Origin of the sequence: Caproiciproducens puteiluti (assembly GCF_052442865.1) — a bacterium.
Classification (GTDB): domain Bacteria; phylum Bacillota; class Clostridia; order Oscillospirales; family Acutalibacteraceae; genus Caproiciproducens.
The window spans coordinates 489,959-509,639 of sequence record NZ_CP194790.1 but is presented as its reverse complement, the minus strand read 5'-3'; the positions used below and the strand labels follow the sequence as shown (position 1 = coordinate 509,639).

The 19,681-nt window shown below is 56.4% G+C and carries 18 protein-coding genes; 5 read left to right on the top strand and 13 right to left on the bottom strand.

Going from position 1 to position 19,681, the window contains the following annotated elements:
* Positions 1-37: 37 nt before the first annotated feature.
* From rimI to polA, 4 genes are read right to left on the bottom strand one after another with little or no spacing between them, the layout of a single operon-like run.
* The gene (gene rimI, locus ACRQU7_RS02510) at positions 38-487 is read right to left on the bottom strand and encodes a ribosomal protein S18-alanine N-acetyltransferase (protein WP_444643427.1); all 450 of its coding nucleotides are present in this window, start codon (positions 485-487) and stop codon (positions 38-40) included.
* Positions 484-1,650, bottom strand: a complete 1,167-nt coding sequence (locus ACRQU7_RS02505) for a hypothetical protein (protein ID WP_444643425.1) — start codon at positions 1,648-1,650, stop codon at positions 484-486. Before ACRQU7_RS02505 ends, rimI begins: the two co-directional genes overlap by 4 nt.
* On the bottom strand, positions 1,629-2,477 hold the full coding sequence (locus tag ACRQU7_RS02500; RefSeq protein WP_444643423.1) for a putative RNA methyltransferase: 849 nt from the start codon (positions 2,475-2,477) through the stop codon (positions 1,629-1,631). Before ACRQU7_RS02500 ends, ACRQU7_RS02505 begins: the two co-directional genes overlap by 22 nt.
* Positions 2,474-5,041 (bottom strand): DNA polymerase I, encoded by a 2,568-nt coding sequence (polA, locus tag ACRQU7_RS02495; RefSeq protein ID WP_444643421.1) that lies wholly within the window; start codon positions 5,039-5,041, stop codon positions 2,474-2,476. The genes ACRQU7_RS02500 and polA overlap by 4 nt, the downstream gene beginning before the upstream one ends.
* Before the next feature lie 168 nt (positions 5,042-5,209).
* On the opposite strand from polA, the gene dusB reads away from it, so the two are divergent.
* Positions 5,210-6,196 (top strand): tRNA dihydrouridine synthase DusB, encoded by a 987-nt coding sequence (gene dusB, locus ACRQU7_RS02490; protein ID WP_444643419.1) that lies wholly within the window; start codon positions 5,210-5,212, stop codon positions 6,194-6,196.
* 225 nt (positions 6,197-6,421) lie between these two features.
* Here dusB and ACRQU7_RS02485 read toward each other — a convergent pair whose 3' ends face one another.
* Together ACRQU7_RS02485 and ACRQU7_RS02480 are read right to left on the bottom strand one after the other, a co-directional pair.
* The gene (locus ACRQU7_RS02485; RefSeq protein ID WP_444643417.1) at positions 6,422-7,270 is read right to left on the bottom strand and encodes a DegV family protein; all 849 of its coding nucleotides are present in this window, start codon (positions 7,268-7,270) and stop codon (positions 6,422-6,424) included.
* Positions 7,271-7,278: 8 nt separating this feature from the next.
* Positions 7,279-8,121, bottom strand: a complete 843-nt coding sequence (locus ACRQU7_RS02480; RefSeq protein WP_444643415.1) for a DegV family protein — start codon at positions 8,119-8,121, stop codon at positions 7,279-7,281.
* A 191-nt stretch (positions 8,122-8,312) separates the two neighbouring features.
* On the opposite strand from ACRQU7_RS02480, the gene ACRQU7_RS02475 reads away from it, so the two are divergent.
* Positions 8,313-9,371, top strand: a complete 1,059-nt coding sequence (locus ACRQU7_RS02475) for a hypothetical protein (RefSeq protein ID WP_444643413.1) — start codon at positions 8,313-8,315, stop codon at positions 9,369-9,371.
* Between the two features lie 103 nt (positions 9,372-9,474).
* Here the strand turns inward: ACRQU7_RS02475 and ACRQU7_RS02470 are convergent, their stop codons facing one another.
* Both ACRQU7_RS02470 and ACRQU7_RS02465 read right to left on the bottom strand, forming a co-directional pair.
* Entirely contained in the window at positions 9,475-10,428 is a 954-nt protein-coding gene (locus ACRQU7_RS02470) for a ComEC/Rec2 family competence protein (protein WP_444643411.1), read from the bottom strand.
* A 115-nt stretch (positions 10,429-10,543) separates the two neighbouring features.
* Positions 10,544-10,801 (bottom strand): hypothetical protein, encoded by a 258-nt coding sequence (locus tag ACRQU7_RS02465; protein ID WP_038321998.1) that lies wholly within the window; start codon positions 10,799-10,801, stop codon positions 10,544-10,546.
* 215 nt (positions 10,802-11,016) lie between these two features.
* Between ACRQU7_RS02465 and ACRQU7_RS02460 the strand changes: the two genes are divergently transcribed.
* On the top strand, positions 11,017-11,658 hold the full coding sequence (locus tag ACRQU7_RS02460; RefSeq protein ID WP_444643409.1) for a GNAT family N-acetyltransferase: 642 nt from the start codon (positions 11,017-11,019) through the stop codon (positions 11,656-11,658).
* Here the strand turns inward: ACRQU7_RS02460 and ACRQU7_RS02455 are convergent.
* Entirely contained in the window at positions 11,648-12,322 is a 675-nt protein-coding gene (locus ACRQU7_RS02455) for an ABC transporter ATP-binding protein (RefSeq protein WP_279231019.1), read from the bottom strand. The two genes, ACRQU7_RS02460 and ACRQU7_RS02455, sit on opposite strands and share 11 nt — an antisense overlap.
* Before the next feature lie 75 nt (positions 12,323-12,397).
* Between ACRQU7_RS02455 and ACRQU7_RS02450 the strand changes: the two genes are divergently transcribed.
* Entirely contained in the window at positions 12,398-13,921 is a 1,524-nt protein-coding gene (locus tag ACRQU7_RS02450) for a phosphomannomutase/phosphoglucomutase (RefSeq protein ID WP_444643407.1), read from the top strand.
* 40 nt (positions 13,922-13,961) lie between these two features.
* Here ACRQU7_RS02450 and spoVAD read toward each other — a convergent pair whose 3' ends face one another.
* Together spoVAD and spoVAC are read right to left on the bottom strand one after the other, a co-directional pair.
* Positions 13,962-14,981, bottom strand: coding sequence for a stage V sporulation protein AD (gene spoVAD, locus ACRQU7_RS02445; protein WP_038322001.1), 1,020 nt, complete (start codon positions 14,979-14,981; stop codon positions 13,962-13,964).
* A 17-nt stretch (positions 14,982-14,998) separates the two neighbouring features.
* Positions 14,999-15,442, bottom strand: a complete 444-nt coding sequence (gene spoVAC, locus ACRQU7_RS02440) for a stage V sporulation protein AC (RefSeq protein ID WP_042081179.1) — start codon at positions 15,440-15,442, stop codon at positions 14,999-15,001.
* 227 nt (positions 15,443-15,669) lie between these two features.
* Here spoVAC and ACRQU7_RS02435 point away from each other — a divergent pair, with 227 nt between their 5' ends.
* Positions 15,670-16,497: a lytic transglycosylase domain-containing protein gene (locus ACRQU7_RS02435; RefSeq protein ID WP_444643404.1), complete on the top strand. Its 828-nt coding sequence runs from the start codon at positions 15,670-15,672 to the stop codon at positions 16,495-16,497.
* A gap of 133 nt (positions 16,498-16,630) precedes the next feature.
* Here the strand turns inward: ACRQU7_RS02435 and ACRQU7_RS02430 are convergent, their stop codons facing one another.
* Positions 16,631-18,529: an NAD(+) synthase gene (locus tag ACRQU7_RS02430; RefSeq protein WP_444643402.1), complete on the bottom strand. Its 1,899-nt coding sequence runs from the start codon at positions 18,527-18,529 to the stop codon at positions 16,631-16,633.
* Between the two features lie 86 nt (positions 18,530-18,615).
* Complete coding sequence (locus ACRQU7_RS02425) at positions 18,616-19,665, bottom strand: lysylphosphatidylglycerol synthase transmembrane domain-containing protein (protein WP_444643400.1); 1,050 nt, start codon at positions 19,663-19,665, stop codon at positions 18,616-18,618.
* Positions 19,666-19,681: the final 16 nt, after the last annotated feature.

Sequence of the window (19,681 nt, the reverse complement as noted above, 5' to 3'; positions counted from 1 at the left end):
GGCCCGCTGTCTGACGGAAAACCGGCGCGTTCATCCTTTAATTCTGAAAAAATCTCGTCATCAGCAGCGCGTCCTCTTTCGGCGCCGTGTAAAAGTCCTTCCTGACCCCGACCGGCTCAAAGCCGAGCCCAGCGTAAAGCGCGACGGCGGCATCGTTGCTCCGACGCACCTCCAGCGTCATAAATTCCGCGTGGTTTTTGACCGCGGCATCTATTAAATACCGCACCAGCGCCCGCGCGATCCCCCTCCGGCGAAAGCCGGGGTGGACGCAGACCTTGTCGATATAGCATTCCCCGCAGATACAGTGCATTCCCGCACAGCCCACGGTTTCCCCCCCGCACTCTGCCGCGGCAAAACAGGCCGTATCGCTGGAGAGCTCCGCGCGGAGCCCCTCGGGCGGCCAGGGGTCCGAAAAGCAGAGGGCGTCGATGTTTTCCAGCGCGCCGAGGTGCTCCCCGCCCATCGGCACGATCCGCACCCCGCTCATCCCGGCACCTGCCCCGGCTGCTCCGACTGAAGGTCAATCTGCCGCACCGTGTGCCTTGCGACCTGTATCAGAATGAAAAGCATCACGACCGCCAGCAGCTGCACGCTGAAAAAGTCCGTATTGAACAGGTTGTGGCAGACGGCGTAGGTGGAGCTCAGCACCGTGACCACCGGCACGTAGAGCATCTTCGGGAAATAGAACGCAAAGACGACCGACAGGATATCCGCCAGATAGAAGTACCGCTCGTGCATATGCGGGAGGATGAACGGCAAAAACAGCGCAAAAAAGAGCGCCAGCGAAACAAACAGCTCGTCCGTAAAAACGAACTTCCTTTTATATAGATAGAACAGCGCGGAAATGGTCAGCGCGCCGGCCAGAATCACCGCGGCGGCGCTGATGTACTCCGGCGTGTCCTCCGGCAGCCAGGTGTACAGGTTCGGCAGGAACATGGCGATCATCTTATACTGCCCCGCCTGGGAAAAATATACCGTCAGAAGTCCCCTCATGCTGCGCCCCAGAAACATGGCGGGAAGGATGGCCAGCAGATACACGAACGGAATCATCAGGAAGGTGCTGAGGCGCACCCTGCGCTTGACGAGCAGGAGCAGCAAAAACGGCGCCAGAAACACCGCCTGTAGTTTAAAGACAAACGCGATGGCAAAAGCGGCGACCGCCTGATATTCCTTATCCAGCATGAAATAGTACACACAGGCGACGAGCGCGGCGGTAAAAATCGCGTCGCACTGCCCCCATACAGCCGAATTCAGCACCACGCTCGGCAAAAACAGAACAGCCGCGTATGCCATTCCCCCGTACAGAGGGTCGTCAACCTTCAGCCGGACCGTTTTCATCACGTAAACGGCCAGAACAATGTCCGCCAGGCTGGAAACAAGCTTAATGGCGGTCAGCCCGGAAACGGGAAGATATGTAAACCCGGCAAGCAGATAGAGATAGGTCGGCATATAATCGCCGATATTCATCCCCACCGCCGCAAAGCCTCCGTTCTCCTTCAGCGCGGTGTACCATCCCTGCAAAAACTGGTGATAATCCCCGGACTCAAACGGGAAAAGCAGAAAACGGCACAGCAGGGCCAGCACCGTAATCAAGACAAGGAAGCCCATGTTTTCAAACTGTTCGTTTGTCAGCTCTTTGCGCCTGCGCAATTTTCTCCCACCTTTTCATAGATTAGAAAATCAAATTTCAGATGCGTTTCCAGTGTCCGTACCTGTTTCAGCCGCTGTACGCCCTCCGCCCCGGTTTTGTAGAAATAAGGCGTCATGGCGAACAGGTCCTGAATCAACGCGCCGGAAATCACGGCGTTGGTCTGTGCCGGCACGCGGCCGATAAAGGCAAATCCGCTGTAATGCGCCTCAAAGGACTCGTTTTCATAGGGCTCGTCGTACAGGATTTCCTTTAACCCGTACAGATGACGGCGGCCCGGCACGGCTAAAATCAGAATTCCCCCCGGTTTGAGCACGCGATTCAGCTCGCTTTCCACCACCGGCGCGAACACGTCCAGTACGAGGTCCGCCGCACCGTCCGAAACCGGGATACCGAAGCTGCTGGCAACGGCGAAGGAGATCGCTTTGTATTTTTTCGCCGCGGCCTTTACCGCAAACTTGGAGATATCGAACCCAAAGACCTGCGGGGTAAACCCATGGGAAAGCAGTTCTTCGCGGAGCCGCCCGGTATAGTAGCCCTCCCCGCAGCCCGCGTCAAGGATGATTGGACTTTTTGTCCGGGAATATGCGCGCACCAGCTCATTGAGCTTGTCGCTGAAAAGCCGGTAGGCGCCGGATTCCAGAAAACGCCGGCGCGACGCGGTCATTTCCTGATTGTCGCCGGGTACTTTGGCGTGCATTTTGTTCGGCGGCAGAAGGTGGACATAGCCCTCCCGCGCAAGATCGTAGCTGTGCCCGTTTTTGCAGACATAGGCTTTCGCAAGCCTTTCCAGCTTTTCCCCGCAGACGGGACAGGTGAAAATGGTCATGCCTTCGCCTCGTACCAGGTTTTCCCGATTTTGGCCTCGGCAACCATCGGGACGGAAAGGGAAACGGCGTTCTCCATTTCCTCCGTCAGAATCCGCGCGGCCTTCTCCGCCTCGTCCTTCGGGGATTCCACAATCAGTTCGTCGTGTACCTGTAAAATCAGACGGGACCGCATCCCCTCTTTTTCCAGCCGCTTTTCCACTTTCACCATGGCGATTTTGATGATATCGGCGGCGGCGCCCTGAATCGGCATATTGCGCGCCACCCGCTCGCCGAACGAGCGCATGTTGAAATTGCTGGAGGTCAGTTCCGGCAGGTAGCGCCGGCGGCCGAACATCGTCTCGGCGTAGCCGGTTTCCTTCGCCAGCGCCACGACCTCTTTCATATACCGGTCAATCCCGGAATAGTGGGCAAGGTAATCCTTAATATAGGTATCGGCTTCGCTTCGCGTAACATGGATGTTTTTCGCAAGAGAAAACGCGCCAATACCGTACACGATGCCGAAATTGACCGCCTTGGCGCGGCTGCGCATCACCGGGGTCACCATCTGCTCCGGCATATGGAACACCTGCGCCGCCGTGCTGCGGTGGATATCGTCGTTATTCAAAAATGCCTGTATCATATTTTTATCGTTGGCAACGTGCGCCAGAACGCGCAGCTCAATCTGGGAGTAATCCGCGTCCACCAGCACCCAGTCCTCGCGCGCGACAAAGAAACGGCGCATTTCCCGGCCAAGGTCGGTGCGCACGGGGATGTTCTGCAGATTCGGCTCCGTGGAGCTGATGCGGCCCGTGCGCGTTTCCGTCTGGTTAAAATTGGAATGGATTCTTCCGTCGGGCCCAATCACCTTTAAAAGGCCCTCGCAGTAGGTGGATTTCAGCTTTGCCAGGCTGCGGTAATTCAGCACCAGCTCCACCGCCGGGTGCTCGTAGCGCAGGTTTTCCAGAATTTCGACCGCCGTGGAATAGCCGGTTTTCGTCTTTTTCCCGTGATTCAGCCCCAGCTTTTCAAACAGCGCTTCGCCCAGCTGTTTGGGGGAATTGATATTGAATTCATAGCCGACCGTTTCATAAATCTGCGTCTGGATCGTGTCGATCTGTGCCTGTAAAACCTCTCCGTACGAGCGGATGCCGTCCTTGTCCACGGCAAACCCGACGGTCTCCATGCGGGCCAGAACTTCTGCCAGCGGCATTTCGATGTTATTTAACAGCTCCGTCTGGTTTTTCTTCCCGATTTCACCGGCCAGCACGTCCGCAAGCGCGGGCATCACACAAGCGTCCGTCAGCCGGGCATCCTCCTGCCGGGTCAGGGCAACGTCGTACTCCTGCGCCAACCGGGACGGCTCATACCCGGACGCCGATGGGTTGAGCAGGTAAGCCGCCAGCATCGTGTCGATCCCGGGGTTTTTCAGCACGATATCCCGCGCCAGCAGAGCGGCGTAAAGCGGCTTGATGTCGTGCGTATTCTTGCGGATGCTTTGGTCCTCACAGAGCCGTTTGATCAATCCGGCGTCGTCGATCACATAAATCCGGCTGCCGCTGTTGAGATACAGCTTCAGGTTTCCGCCGTCATCCTCCGCGATAAAGTCGGCGCGGCCCGCCTTTTCAAGTTCCTTCAAAAGCGCCGCCGGGTCGGTGTTTTCCGCAACGCCCGGAGCGGCTTCCTCCGCCTTCTCCGCCTCCGGAGAAGCAGCGGGCTCGCGCAGACCCATTTTGTCGATCAGCGAGAAAAATTCCAGCTTTGCCATCAGGCGCGCGGCGGCGTCATTGTCGCAGGGCTGCGGAACATAGTGTGAAATTTCCAGATCGACCGGCGCGTCCGTGCGGATGGTCCCGAGGTAGCGGCTCAGATAAGCGGTTTCCTTGTCCCTGACCAGCTTCTGGCGCATTCCTTCCTTGATATCCAGCGTATCGATATCTTTATAAATAGAATCAAGATCGTGGTATTTCTGAATCAGGTCGCCCGCGCCCTTCGGGCCGATGCCCGCGACGCCCGGAATGTTGTCCGACGAATCCCCCTGAATCGCCTTGATGTCGATCAGCTGCTTCGGGGTCACGCCGTAGTCCTCCATAATTTTGGCCTCGTCGTAAACCGTGACCTGCGGCTGGCCGAATTTGGTCGCGGCAAGACGGACGTTGACACGCGGCCCGACCAGCTGAAGGCTGTCGCGGTCGCCGGTGGCGAGAATGCACTCGTCCCCGCTTTCGCTGCACCGGTGCGCCAGTGTACCCAGAATATCGTCGGCCTCGAAGCCCTCGCACTCCACCAGACGGTAGCCCAGAAGCCGCAGCAGTTCCTTGAGGTTGGGAAGCTGCTGGGCCAGCTCTTCGGGCATCCCCTTGCGCTGCGCCTTGTAACCCGCGTATTCCTTGTGGCGGAAGGTCGGCGCGCGCATATCGAACGCAATGGCCACCGCGTCGGGGTCGGTTTCGTTTTTCAGTTTCTGCAGCATCGTCAGAAAACCGTAAATCCCGTTGGTAAAAATCCCTTCCTTCGTGGTCAGAAGGCGGATGCCGTAGAACGCGCGGTTCAGTATGCTGTTTCCGTCAAGTACAAGCAGCTTCATGTTGTTCTCCTTTTTCAGCGGTATCGTCTGCGGGCGGACCGGAAAGCAACACAGCCAGCCGGAAAGCCTCGCCTCTTTTCGAACATATACATTGGTATTATAGCACTTTCCAAAGAAAAAAATAAGTGTTATAATGAACGCGGATTTTAAAACGGAAAGGAATTTTGCATGAAAATCGGCAATTTACAAATAGATGGCTTCGCCGTGCTCGCGCCGATGGCCGGCGTGGCCGACCGGGCTTTCCGAGAGACCTGCGTGCGCTTCGGGGCCTCCTATGCGGTCAGCGAAATGGTCAGCTCGAAGGGGCTCCAGTTCAACGACAAAAAGACCGGCGAGCTGATGGAGCTGAGCGAAGCGGAGCGCCCGGCGGGCATCCAGCTTTTCGGGAGCGAGCCCGCCGTAATGGCACAGGCCGCGGAAAAGGCGATGAAGTACCGCCCGGACGTGATCGACATCAACATGGGCTGCCCCGCGCCGAAGGTGAGCTGCAGCGGCTCCGGCAGCGCACTGATGAAAAATCCCGGACTCTGCGGGGAGATCGTCGCGGCGGTCAAAAGCGCCGTCCCCGTACCGGTCACGGTGAAAATGCGCAAGGGCTGGGACAGCGGCAGCGTCAACGCGGTGGAAGTCGCCAAAATCTGCGAGGCCGCCGGAGCGGATGCCGTCACCGTCCACGGCCGTACGCGCGAGCAGATGTACGCCCCCAACGCGGACTGGGAAATTATCCGTCAGGTCAAGCAGGCGGTCGGCATCCCCGTAATCGGAAACGGCGACGTTGTTTCCGCACAGACCGCCGCGCAGATGCTGGAACAGACCGGCTGCGACGCGGTGATGGTCGGGCGCGGGGCGCTGGGCAACCCGTGGATTTTTTCCCAGATCAACGCCTACCTGACCGATTCGTGCCGGATCGTCCCTCCGCCGGATATCCACGAGCGTATTCTGGTCATGCTGCAGCATATCCGGCTGATGTGCGAATACAAGGGCGAGCACCGCGCCATGAACGAGGCACGCAAGCACGTGGGCTGGTACCTGAAGGGGATAAAAAACGCCGCGTCGTTCCGCCGCCGGGCGGGAGATCTGGAAAGCTGGGAACAGCTGGAGGAGCTGGCCCGGGATATCCTTCTGGCGAACAGCGAACCCATCCAGCCGCTATAAATGAGGCTGTTGCAAAATGAATTTGCGATAGCAGATTGCCAGACAAAACACGTTTCTCCCCCGCCTTTGGCGGGGGAGAAACGTAAACTTCTTGCAGAATCAACTGAAAATGCCGGAAAATCATAAAAATACGCCTCGAAACGACATTCAGCAGTCCGATCGAGACGTATTTTTTGTACCCTATTTTTCAAAAGAGCGATTATGCAGCAGCCCCCGCCCTTTTCCTTACTTTTCCATATAAACAATGGCGAAGGTCCCCGGCCCGCAGTGAACCGAAACGGAACAGCCGCAGTCCCCGACCACGATTTCCTCAAAATTCTGGTATTCCAGGATCTTCTGCCTGACCGCTTCAATGGTTTCATTGTCCACGTCGTAGTGGGCGATGATCAGACGGGAAAGATCGATGTTTTCCGCGCCCTTCAGCCTGTCCTCCGCCAGCTTGCAGACCGCCGATTTCAGGCTTCCACGGTACTTTTTGGCGACGCCCATTTTGCCGTCCTTCACATCGATGCAGGGCTTCAGGTTCAGCAGATTCGCGCCCAGCGCCTGCACCCCGGTGCAGCGCCCGCCTTTATACATATAAAGGAGCGTGCTGATCACGCAGGTGGTGCGCACCTTCCCGGTCATCGCCCCGACCCGCTGTGCGATTTCCGCCGCGGAATATCCCTGATCGCGCAGCTCGGCCGCTTTCACGGCAAGGATGCCCATGCCGCTGGACACGTTGCGGGAATCCACGGGATAAACGCCGTCAAACTTTTCGGCTGCCATCTTCGCGATATTCGGCGTCACGGTCAGCTCCGCGCTGATGCTGAAATGCACGACCTCCCAGCCTTCGTCCGTCCACCCGCGATAGAACTCCTCGTAATACGCGGGAGTCGGCGCGGAAGTAGTGGGAAGCTGTCCAGTCTTTTTATAATATTCGAACAGGTCCGGCGTATGGACGGTTACCCCGTCCAGATAGGACTTGTCGCCCAGATTCACGTTGAGCGGAATGACTTCAATCTGGCAGCGTTCCAGCATCTGTGCGTTCAGGTCGCAGGTGCTGTCGGCTACAATTTTTACCTTTCGCTGCATAGCTCCTCCTATTTTTCCTTGTAAAACAAAACAAGCGTGTTGGGGCCCGTGTGGACCGTCATGCTGCATCCCGCGCGCGAGGTGAGGACCTGCCGGAACTTTCCGCTTTCCTTGACCATTCTGACTACGCTGTCAAAAAGCGACTGGTCCATCCCCGTGGTGGAAACAAACGCGCGCTCGTCGTCCATATTCGGCTGGTCGAGCACAAACCGGATATATTCCTTGCAGACCTGCGCAAAATTTCCGCGGAATTTCCGCCGCACGGAAAGCACGCCGTGGGTGTCCAGCAGAAGACAGGGGCGCAGCTTCAACAGGTTTGCCCCGAACATCTGCAGCATGGTGGCTCGTCCGCCCCGGTAGGCAAATTCCAGCGTATCCAAAAGCACGTTGGTGCGCATTTTGGTTTTGTCTGTTTCGATCCTGTCAAAAATCTCTTTCGCGGACATCCCCGCGTCGCGCATGTCCGCGGCCCGGAGCACCAAAAGGCCCTGAGCGGAGCTCAGCGTAAAGGTGTCCACCACGTAAACGTTGTCGAATTCCTGCGCGGCGATCACGGCGTTCTGGTAGGACGAGGAAAATTTGGAATTCATCGCGATATGAACCACGTCGTTTCCGTTTCCCACCTGCTTTTTGAAGAGTTCAAAAAAATCGGCGGGCGGCGGAGCCGACGTTTTCGGCAGCCGGTGCGTTTTCTCGTAATCCGCAAAAACGTCGTCCGGCCCGATTTCAAAAACATCCCGGCGGGTGCGGCCTTCCACCGTAATATAAAGCGGGACAATCTCTATCCGGTACTGCTTATATAAATCGGGAAACAAGTCGCAGGCACTGTCGGTGCTGATAATTACGCCCATAATCGCACTCCTACAATCATTTTGCATACTAATTTTTTAATTATATCATCCTAAAACTGTTTTTTCAATGTTCTTCTGCCGCAAATGTATTTCTATGGAAATTTTACAGAAAATTCACAGTTGTATGGGAACCATAATATATGATATTATATGTTTATGTCAGCTTATCAGCATTGAGAGGATTTGTGATAATGAATATAAAATCGAAGAGATTTCTGACAGTGTTTCTGACACTGATTTTTGCGGTCACAGTGTTTACGTTGACTGCTTTTGCCGAAAGCAATGCTACCGTTGCGGTCGACCCGCCGGGGCAGGAATCCACAGGCTCCGTTTCCACGGGCGGCAGTTCTTCCCATTCCGAAGATACTTCGCAGGGGGGGACTTCTTCCCAGCCGGGAGAGACGTCCCAGCCCGACGGTAATTCACAGGGTGAATCTTCTCAGCCCGACCAGAACAGCCAGGCCGAGTCCGCCGTGAGCAATCCGGAAAGCTCCAGAGCTACCGCGGTTTCCAGCAAGGAGCCGGTGGTAAACCACTATGTCGATACCCACACCAATGAGGTCGAAAAAAGAGCTTCTCAGGCGGCGCAGACCGTCAGCGACCCGGACGTGCTTTCTTCCCAGGACTGGGGAGAGCTTCTTTCCAGTGGGGATTCCTCCTCCAGCGAAACGGTGGCGGCCGCCGGTACTGTCAGCAGTGAAGCCGAAACCCCGTCGGGGATCGGCGGCGTATCCTGGCTTCTGATTTTGGGCGTTGTGCTGATCGTTCTTGCGCTGTGCGGAATCGGCCTGTTCATCTACCTTCAGTTTTTTTTTCAGGGACGCCGTCAAAATCTGAAGTTCGCCCCCGCGGGCGGCGTTCAGGAAAGCGAAGAACCCGCAACCTTTGAGGACATCAGCTCCTACAGCGACGAAGCGCAGCACCCGACCGACGCCGTTTCCGACGATACGCAGTCCTTTACCGATATTCAGTCCAGCTCGAACGAAACCGAAGCCCCCGCCGCCGCAGAGCCGACGCCCGCTGCAAAATCCCGGACCATCGCAAAACACCGGCCCGCTGCGAAGCCGCAGCCGGAGAAAAGGCCGGTGAACCCCGACCAGGAAGAAACCGCGCCCATTCCGCAGGATCTTTTAAACCGGAGCGATCCGTCCGCTTCTTCCTCGGACCCCGATTCTCTCCCGAAATCGCAGGCGCAGCCGATACAGGACAGCAACTTTGACTGGGAGAAGTTTTTCAACGAAGAAAAGTAAGCGGATGCTTTTTTAAAATAGAAAATTGATAAATCAAGCGCTTTGAACCGGGTTTTCCGTTCAAGGCGCTTTTTTATAATCCTCTGAAATTGTCTATTCTGTGTTATCCGGCGACCGATTGTAATCCCGTGGTAAACCGGATGGTTTTTCCGTCGCATTGCGCCAGAATGGTTTTCTGCTGGTCGGTTCGGTAAATGGTCACTCCGGCTTTCTTCAGCCGGTCCACCACTTCCTTGTGCGGGTGGCCGTAATCGTTGTTCAGGCCGCAGGAGATCACCGCCGCGCTAGGGCCCGCCGCCTTTAAGAAGGCGGCGCTGGTGGAGGTGGAGCTTCCGTGATGCCCGCATTTCAGAACGTCGCAGCGCAGGTCGTACCCCTTTTTCACCATCTCCTTTTCGCTGTCCGATTCCGCGTCCCCGGTAAACAAAAAGCGCTTTTCGCCGCTCGTGAGCATTGTAACGATGGAGTAGCTGTTCAGATCACCGTATTTTTCGGAATTCGGAGCCAGTATTTCCAGTTTTTCCTCCCCTGTGTCAAAAATTACCGTGCCCGCTTTTGCGGCGGTGATTTTCAGCCCTTTCCGGTCAATGGCGGTCAGCAGCTTTTCATAGGTTGCCGTGGTGGGAATCTGGCTGTCGGGAATTCTGGGCATATAGACCTTCCCGATGGAAAAGCGGTCGACGATCTGCTCCATCCCGCCGATGTGGTCGGCATGGGGATGCGTCGCAATCAGGAAGTCGATTTTTGAAACCCCCAGATCCGCCAGGTAGTCGGCAAGCTCCTGCGCCGTTTCCGGGGTACCCGCGTCGATCAGGATATTTTCGCCTGTTTTCAGCCGGATCAGCTCGCTGTCCCCCTGCCCTACGTCAAGAAAATAGACGCTTGTGGCGTCCTGCTCCGTCCCGGACGGCTGTGCGCCCGAGGAGCCCTGCGGCGGCGCCGGGCCGGCGACCGTCCCCGTTCCGCCGCGGGACCCGAACGCCATCGCCGCCGAAATCGCGGCAAAAATCAGCAGAGAGACCCAAAAAGGAGTTCTCCGATTTCTTCTGTGTGACAATGATGTTCCTCCTTATGTTCCCGTGTACTAAAAAAACCGCCCTCACGGGCGGCGAGAGTGTCGAAAAACCTGTCAGGCGGAATCGTTGCCGGGACGGCATATCCGTTCCTGCCGATTATGCTTTTTCCGTTCCGAAAAGATTGAAGCGGAAAAGCTTTGATTCGTCCTCCGGTTTTTCACAGACAATGAAGGCCTCTGCGATTTTTCCGCCTTCGATCAGCTGTGTCAGCCCGACCAATTGGCTGAGCTTGCTCTTTAAATTGAGATGGTCGCCCTCACGTGTTACCAGAAAGACGTTTCCTTCACACTGGTCAAGCACCTTAATAAATGCTGGAACATCCACATCATGCAGTTGAAGCGTAGACGACGTCATAATAAACCTCCTTCAGCGGTGAATTTCACCGGTCAGTGATCCTAATATCTTCCAAGGTCATTATAACATTTTCTTCCCGATTGTCAATGAGCCGGCACGTCTTCCGCTTGCCGGGACGGCTTGCGGTTTTCAGGGCGGATGTGCTATAATGCCTATTGATTACTTTAGCAAAGTCCGCATCCGGAGCTTTGCTATCTAGACAGGAGATTGTTAAAATGACTTTCGCACCCGAGTCCGCCATTGTATTGGGTGACAAAAATGACCTGCCCATGATTTACGAGGACATGAAGCAGCAGTTCCCGCCCTCTGAGCTGTATCCGTATCCAAGGTATTTACAGCTGCTGAACGGCGACCGGTATAAAATCCTGCTGTTCCGTCGGCTTTCCGACAACGAGCTGATCGGCTACGCTTTGGTGTATGCGATGGAGGACAGCAATATTCTCTGGCTGGATTATCTGGCCGTCCTGAAAAAACACCATGCCTGCGGATATGGCAGCGCGCTGTTCCGCGCACTCTGGCAGAAATATTGCGGACCGTTCGACGGCATCCTGTTTTCCGTGGAGTATGTCTCCGAAACCGACCCGGAGCTTGCCGAACAGCAGAAACGGCGCATCCGATTTTACGAAAAGCTGGGCGCGCACCGCCTTCACGCGAAATTTCTTCAGCCCTGCGAGGACGGGGGCTTTCCGATGTACCTGTATTTCAAACCGCGCTGCGGATATATTACCATCAGCCGCTCCGTACAGATGCAGGCGGTCAGCCAGATGTACGAATACTGCTTCTTTTACCTGAAGCATATCCGGGAGCTGCTCCCCAAATTCAGGGACACCATTGTCGACGAAAAATTTACTGACTGACGATCTGCCCGTCCTGTATCTGTACCACGCGGCCCGCAGAAGCGGCAATTTTTTCATCATGCGTAATCAAAACAACCGTTTTCCCTTCTTCATTTAAAGAATTCAATATCCGCATGACCGCCGCGCCGGACTTTGAGTCCAGATTGCCGGTCGGTTCATCGGCCAGAATAATGGGTGGCTTTGCCGCGATCGCGCGCGCAATGGCCACCCTTTGCTGTTGCCCGCCGCTCATCTGGTCCGGCTTGTGGTTCTCGCGGTTCGTCAGCCCGACCTTTGAAAGGGCCTCCTGCGCAAGGGCGCGGCGCCCGGATTTTGGAATCCCGCGGTAAAGCAGGGGCAGCTCCACGTTTTCAAGCGCGTCCAGCCCGCTGATCAGATTGAACCCCTGAAAGACGAACCCGAGCTCGCAGTTGCGGATCTGCGTCAGCCGTTTTTCGCTCAGACCCGCCACGTTTTCCCCGTCCAGATAATACTCGCCCATGGTCGGCGTATCCAGACAGCCCAGAATATTCATCAGGGTCGATTTTCCCGAGCCGGACTGACCGACGATAGCGACGAATTCCCCTTCGTCTATGGACAGGGAAACGCCGTTCAGCGCGCGCACTTCGTTCTCCCCTTTGTTGTATATCTTATAAATATTACTGATTGTAATCAAATTTTCGATTGTGAACACCTCGTTTACAAATATCCCTGAATCGCTTATAATAAGACCAAATAACAGCATAAAGGGGACAGATTGATGCTTACAAAGTATTGGAAACAGTTTAAGAGCGGCACCGATATCCGCGGAGTGGCCAGCGAAGGAGTACCGGGGCAGAAAATCAGCCTTACCGATGAAAATATTGAAAAAATGGCGGCGGGCTTTGTCCTGTGGCTCGAAGCCTTTACCAAAAAAGACGCTTCTATGCTGACCGTCGCCGTAGGGCATGATTCCCGCATTTCCGCCGACCGGATTCAGGCGGCGGTGACCCGTTCGCTCACCGGAGGGGGCGTGCATGTGCTGGACTGCGGGCTGGCCTCCACCCCTTCCATGTTTATGACCACAGTCGACCTCGGCTGCGACGGCTCCATACAGATTACGGCAAGCCATCACCCCTTCAACCGCAATGGACTGAAATTTTTCACCAGAAGCGGCGGCCTTGACGCACCGGATATCGAGCAGATTCTGCTGCACGCGCAGGAAGGCGGAAGACCCCTTCCCGGCTCCGGAACAGTGGAAAAAGTCGATTATATGGCGCGGTACTGTGCGAACCTGAGAGAAAAAATCAAATCCGGTGTGAACGCCGCGGACTATGAGCATCCGCTTGCGGGATTTAAAATCGTGGTGGACGCGGGCAACGGCGCGGGCGGCTTTTACGCGCGGGATGTTCTGGCCCCGCTCGGCGCAAATACCGACGGCAGCCAGTTCCTGGAGCCGGACGGTACCTTCCCGAACCATATCCCCAACCCGGAAAACGAAGCCGCCATGCAGTCCGTGTGCGCGGCGACCGTTGCCGCGAAAGCAGACATGGGCGTGATTTTCGACACCGACGTGGACCGCGGCGGCGCGGTGGACGCAAAGGGGGATGAAATCAACCGCAACCGGCTGGTAGCCATCGCCTCCGCGATTGCGCTGGAGGGCAACGCGGGCGGCACCGTCGTAACGGACTCCATTACTTCCAGCGGACTCAAGACCTATATTGAAGAAACGCTGGGCGGAAAGCACCACCGTTTTAAAAGAGGATATAAAAACGTCATCAACGAGGCGATCCGGCTGAACGAAGCGGGCGTCAACTGCCCGCTGGCCATTGAGACCTCCGGCCACGCCGCCCTGCGTGAAAATTATTTTCTGGACGACGGCGCGTATCTGGTGACAAAGATCATTATTAAAATGGCGCAGCTGCGCGCGCAGGGGAAGACGCTGGAAAGCCTGCTTCTGCCGCTGGCGGAACCGGCCGAGGCCGCCGAGCTGCGCTTCCCGATTCTGGAAGAAAATTTCCGGGAATGCGGCAGCCGGATCATTTCCGATCTGGAGGCTTACGCCAAACAGCAGCCGGGCTGGCAGATTGCGCCCGACAACCGCGAGGGCATCCGCATTTCCTTCGGGAAAGAGAACGGAGACGGCTGGTTCCTGCTGCGCCTGAGCGTGCACGACCCGCTGATGCCGCTGAACGTGGAAAGCGACACCCCGGGCGGGAACAGGCTGATCGCGGAGCAGCTGTACGGTTTCCTGCGCACCTGTTCCGGTCTGGATATCTCCCCTCTGGAAAAATTCATCGGTTAAAAAACAACAGGGGCGGCTGTGAGCCGCCCTTGTTTTTGCGTCATGCTTTCAAAAGGACCAGATGCGCCACGCCCGGGATACTTTCTCCCTGCTGTGAAGAGGTAGGCGACATCAGCGCGCCCGTCCCCAGGAACAGCACCTTGTGCAGCTTTCCGGACAGCATCTGCTGCATGATATAGGAGCACAGCACCGCTCCGGAGCATCCGCAGCCGGAACCGCCCGCGTGGACGTCCTGCTTTTCAATATCGTAGATCATCAGTCCGCAGTCATTGTGTACGGCGCTGATATCGATTCCGTCCTTCATCAGCAGCTTTTCCATCAGGTCGCTGCCGATGCTTCCGAGGTCCCCCGTCAGGATCAGGTCAAAATCCTTCGGTGAAGAGCCGGTGTCCGATAAATAATCGATCAGAGTCTGCGCCGCGGCCGGAGCCATAGCAGCCCCCATGTTTGCCGCGTCCTTGATGCCGAAGTCGGTGATCCGTCCAAAGGTGACGGAATCCACGACAATCTGGCCCTCCTGTTTCTGCTGCGGGGAGCCCATCACAATCGCCCCCGCAGCCGTGGCCGTCCACTGGGCCGTGGGCGTCCGCTGCCCGCCGTATTCCAGCGGGAACCGGAACTGGCGCTCTGCGGAGCAGAAATGGGACGAGGTCACCGCGACCGCCCGTCGCGCCGCGCCGGACTCTGTGAATAAAGAAGCGATCGCCAGCGTCTGCGCCATGGTGGAACAGGCGCCGAACTGCCCGAGAAACGGGATGTTCAGGCTGCGCAGGCCGAAGGTGGAGGAAATGCACTGATTCAGCAGGTCCCCCGCCATAATGCAGTCGACATCCGAATTTTTCAGGTTTGCTTTTTCCAGCGCAAGCACGACCGCCTCATTCTGCAGGCGGCTTTCCGCTTTTTCCCAGCTTGACTCCCCCAGCGTCGTGTCGTTGTGACACTGGTCGTAATACTGTCCAAGCGGCCCTTCGCCCTCTTTTTTGCCGACAACCGAGGCAGAACCGAGAATCACAGGCTTACTGGTCAGTTCAACCGTATATTTGCCGATTCGGGTAGGCATAGCCATTCCTCCTCATCTTAGTATAAATGGAAAAACCATACAATCAGGCCGTATAAGATCGAGGCCGCGATTCCGTAAACCAGCACCGGACCCGCGATGACGAACATTTTTCCGCCCATTCCAATGACATAGCCCTCGCTTTTAAACTCCATGGCGGGAGCGACGATCGAGTTGGCGAACCCCGTAATCGGCACCAGCGTACCGGCCCCGGCGTGCTTTGCGATATTGTCGTAGATTTTCAGCGCAGTCAGCAGCGCGCTGAGCGCGATTAAGCTGATGGAAACCCACGCGCGCGCGTCCTTGAGCTCCAGCCCGTAGTTCATGTACAGGTTAACCAGTGCCTGTCCGAGTGTGCAGATACCGCCGCCGACCACAAACGCGAGAATGGTATTTTTCACGTATGTTGTACCGGGCGAAGCTTTATCCGCCATCTTTTTGTATTCCCCTTTTGATATTGTCATCTCGGCACCTCCTTCAAAAATATTCTGCCAATCCAGCCCGCAAAATATACGAATCCGGCACGATTTTTCGGCATCTGTTTTGCGCCCGTAAAGAGTTCTTTCCGCGCATGGGAACCGCTTTATCAGGAAAAAATTATTTTTTTGTTAAAAAGGTTGGATTTTTCGACAAAATACGTTATGATAAATAAAGATTCCAATATCAGGAAAATAAACTGTGGAGCATGATCATGGACAATCGTATTCTTTCCGGTTACTACAATCAAATATCCGCTCTGAACCGTACAAATGCAGCGGTTAACAAAAGTGCGGCGACCTCCGTATTTTCCAATCTGCTGCAAAACGCGATCGGCGCAGAGGACAGTCAACAGAAAAAGGGCAGCATGGACGATATCTTCCAGACCGCCGCCCAGAAATATAATCTCCCGGTGAACCTGCTCAAAGCGGTCGCCAAGGTGGAATCCGGATTTGACGCGGACGCCGTCTCAAGCTGCGGCGCACAGGGCGTGATGCAGCTGATGCCGGGAACCGCCGCCTCGCTTGGGGTGGAAAATCCCCTTGACGCGGAGCAGAACATCATGGGCGGGGCAAAATACCTGAGCCAGATGCTCGACCGGTACGACGGCGATACCAAGCTGGCGCTCGCCGCTTACAACGCGGGCAGCGGCAACGTTGCCAAGTACGGCGGAATTCCTCCGTTCAAAGAGACGCAGGCTTATATTTCCAAAGTGCTGAACGAAGCGGGCGGGGACGTTTCCGCGCCGACCGACGCGCTTTCCGGTTTAAGCTCGCTTCTGAACACTTCCATTGCCGGAACGGGACTGACGGGCCTTTCGGCGCTGACCGGTTCCCCGTCGGCAGGCTCCCTGTCGGCCGGAGCCCTTTCGTCTGTTTCCTCCGGAACCGGCGCTTCCGGCACCTCTTTCACCTATGACGATTATCTCGCATTCCTGCAGCTTTTTATCGCCCAAATGCAGATGAACACCACCCAGATGATGTCCTCCGACCTCTCGGGCCTTACGTCCTCCGACACGGATAGCTCGATGTCCCTGTTATAATAAAATTATCATAAAAATCCCCTTTCCAGTGCCTCCGGGCGGTTGGAAAGGGGATTTGTTGTGTCGTATTTAAGGGACTCCTTCCGTCGCGCCGAGCGCGCCACCTCCCTCATGGAGGGAGGCAGGGGTTAGATTACAGCGATTCGATCTCCCTGAGCCAGAGAGTCGAAGAAGCGTCGCTGGGCATCCGCCAGTCCCCGCGTGGGGACAGCGTGACGCTGCCGACCTTCGGGCCGTCCGGCAGGCAGGAACGCTTGAACTGGTGCGTAAAAAACCGCTGGTAAAAGGTCGTCAGCCATTTTTTGATCGTCGCACCGTCGTAGGTCCCGGCAAACGCGCTCTGTGCCATATGGTAAATCTTCGCGGGCGTGAACCCGAAGCGAAGCATGTAGTACAGGAAGAAATCATGCAGCTCGTAGGGACCGACAATATTTTCCGTTTTCTGGGCGATGACCCCGTTTTCCGGCGGGAGAAGCTCCGGACTGACCGGAGTGTCCAGCACGTCCTCCAGCAGCGCGCACAGTTCTTTGCCGCTGTTGATGGCGGCGTGATGCACAAGATGCCGCACCAGCGTTTTTGGGATGGAGCAGTTCACGCTGTACATGGACATAATGTCGCCGTTATAGGTGGCCCAGCCGAGCGCGACCTCCGACAGGTCGCCCGTGCCGATGACCAGCCCCCCGCACTGATTCGCCAGATCCATCAGGACCTGCGTGCGTTCGCGCGCCTGTGCGTTCTCATAGGTGACGTCACGCACATTCGGGTCGTGGCCGATATCCTCAAAATGCCTGGATACCGATTCTCCGATGGGAATCTCCTTCAGGGTGACCCCCAGCATTTCGGAAAGGCGCTGGGCATTGCCTTTGGTCCGCTTCGTCGTGCCGAAACCGGGCATCGTTACCGCCAGAATTCCCTTGCGGTCCAGCTTTAAGAGATCGAACGCGCGCACAATGACAAGCAGGGCAAGCGTGGAATCCAGCCCGCCTGAAACGCCGATCACCGCGCATTTGGAGCCGGTGTGCTTCAGTCTCGTTTTGAGACCCGCGGCCTGCATGTTCAGGATCATTTCGCACCGCTCGCTCAAATCTTTGGTATCGTCCGGCACAAAGGGAAGCGCCGGGAATTTCCGCTCCAGCGCGGGATCGGGCATGTCCATGTCAAAGCCGACCTCACAGGCTTCTCCCGCGTTTGACCACGTGGTGGTGCGCAGGCGTTCCTGAAGCATGCGCTGCAGGTCGACATCCGCCACGGTCAGCCCCGTCGTAAACAGCTTCGATTCGGCAAGAACCGTTCCGTTTTCGGCAATCACGTTGTGCCCGGAGTACACCAGATCGGTGGAGGACTCTCCTTCCCCGGCGTCGGCGTAAGCGTAGGCCGCGAGCAGCCGCGCGGACTGCCCGTTGACCAGATTGCGGCGGTAGGGCGCCTTCCCGATGATCTCGTCGCTCGCGGACGGGTTGAGCAGCAGGGTTGCCCCGCACTGCGCCAGCTGCGCGGACGGCGGGCAGCAGGTCCACAGGTCCTCACAGATTTCCACGCCGACCACCAGCTCCGGCGCGCTTTCGCACCGGAAAATCAGGCTGTTTCCCAGCGGAACGGTCTCGCCGCAGAAGCGGGTTTCCGCGTACGCGGGCGCGGGCGTGAAATGCCTGGCTTCATAAAATTCGCTGTAATTCGGAATGCTGCTCTTGGCCGGCAGCCCCAGCAGCTTCCCGCGGCAGATAACCGCCGCGCAGTTGTAAAGATCCGCCCCGACCGGGACGGGAAGACCGACCACCGCGAGCAGGTTCATCCCGCGGGTCTGCTCCAGAATTTCGCCGAGCGCCTTTTGCGCGGCGGAAATCAGCGTGCGGTCGCGGAACAGATCGCCGCAGGTGTACCCGGTCAGGCAAAGCTCCGGGAAAACCACCGCGGCCACCCCGCGCTTTTCGCACTCGCGCATCTGATCGAGAATCTGATTTTTATTATATTCACAGTCGGCAACCTTAATGGACGGCGTCGCCGCCGCCACCCTGAAAAAACCGTCCTTCATGTAACACGGCACCGGGCCTGTCCCGTTTTCTGCGCCGCAGCATACGGAAAACCCAATGCCTGCCCCCTCCCATGATAAAATTGATATTACGAAGATCTTCCACGCGGGCTTCGCTTTCCGCTTTTCCGGTCCAGCCCAGCAAAAAACGCCCCGACGATGATACAGGAATAATAAGCGGTAAACCGCCAGAGCAGCATGGCCTGATGAAGAATGTCCTGCCCGAAAAAGATCTGAAAAATAACCAGAAAACTGCCTTCCGCCGCCCCAGCGGCACCCGGCAGCGGCGTATAGGTGGAAATCATGGTGACAAAGCTCTGCGCTGCCACCATATCCACAAACGGTGCGCCGGGACTGTGAAAAGCCTTATAGATAAAAAAAGGCACCGCGAAAACGGCGGTAAGCTGAACCGCGGTGTACGCGTACACTTTTCCTTTCATCCGCCGGTTTCCCATCATGGCCCTGTTGTTTCTCATGTAAAATTCCAGCTGGCTTTTTACCTTCTCATCGGCCTGCTTCGGATTTTTCACAATATGGAGCTTTGTCAGAACCCACACGCAGCTATGGATCAGCCTTGTGGTGAAAGCCGGGCTGTGGGTAAATAAAAGAAGCAGGATCACCACCGCGGACTGACAGAGAAACCCGACGACTGCCAACGCCATAAAGCTCTGAAATTTGCTGCGAAAAAACGAATATTTGATCAGGATGACCGCCATGGAATAAACGGTGATGGAAATCTGATAAACCAAAAATTTGCGCACCAAAGCAGACAGAGCGATCCCGGAGGCAACACCCTGCCTTGTCAGAGCAAGCACCTGCATCGGCTGGCCGGCCGCCGCGAACGGCGACACGGAGTTGAAATACTGTCCGACCATCGTCACCTTAAAGGCATGCCGGAAGCCGTACTCCCCGTGACAGGAAGCGGCGACAAGATTTTGGGTGACAAGGCCTTCCATCATCCAGCTGAGCACCACACAGCCAAAAGCGCCCAGAAGCCAGTACGGGTCAAGTGTGTGAAAGCTGTACAGCAGAGTAAGCAGATGATTGTCCGTAAGACAGAAATAGGCCAGCAACCCCAAAGTCAGCGCAAAAAGCGCAATCCGAAATATTTTAGACGGCCTGTTTCTGCTCTCGCTCATATTCTCCGTTTACTCC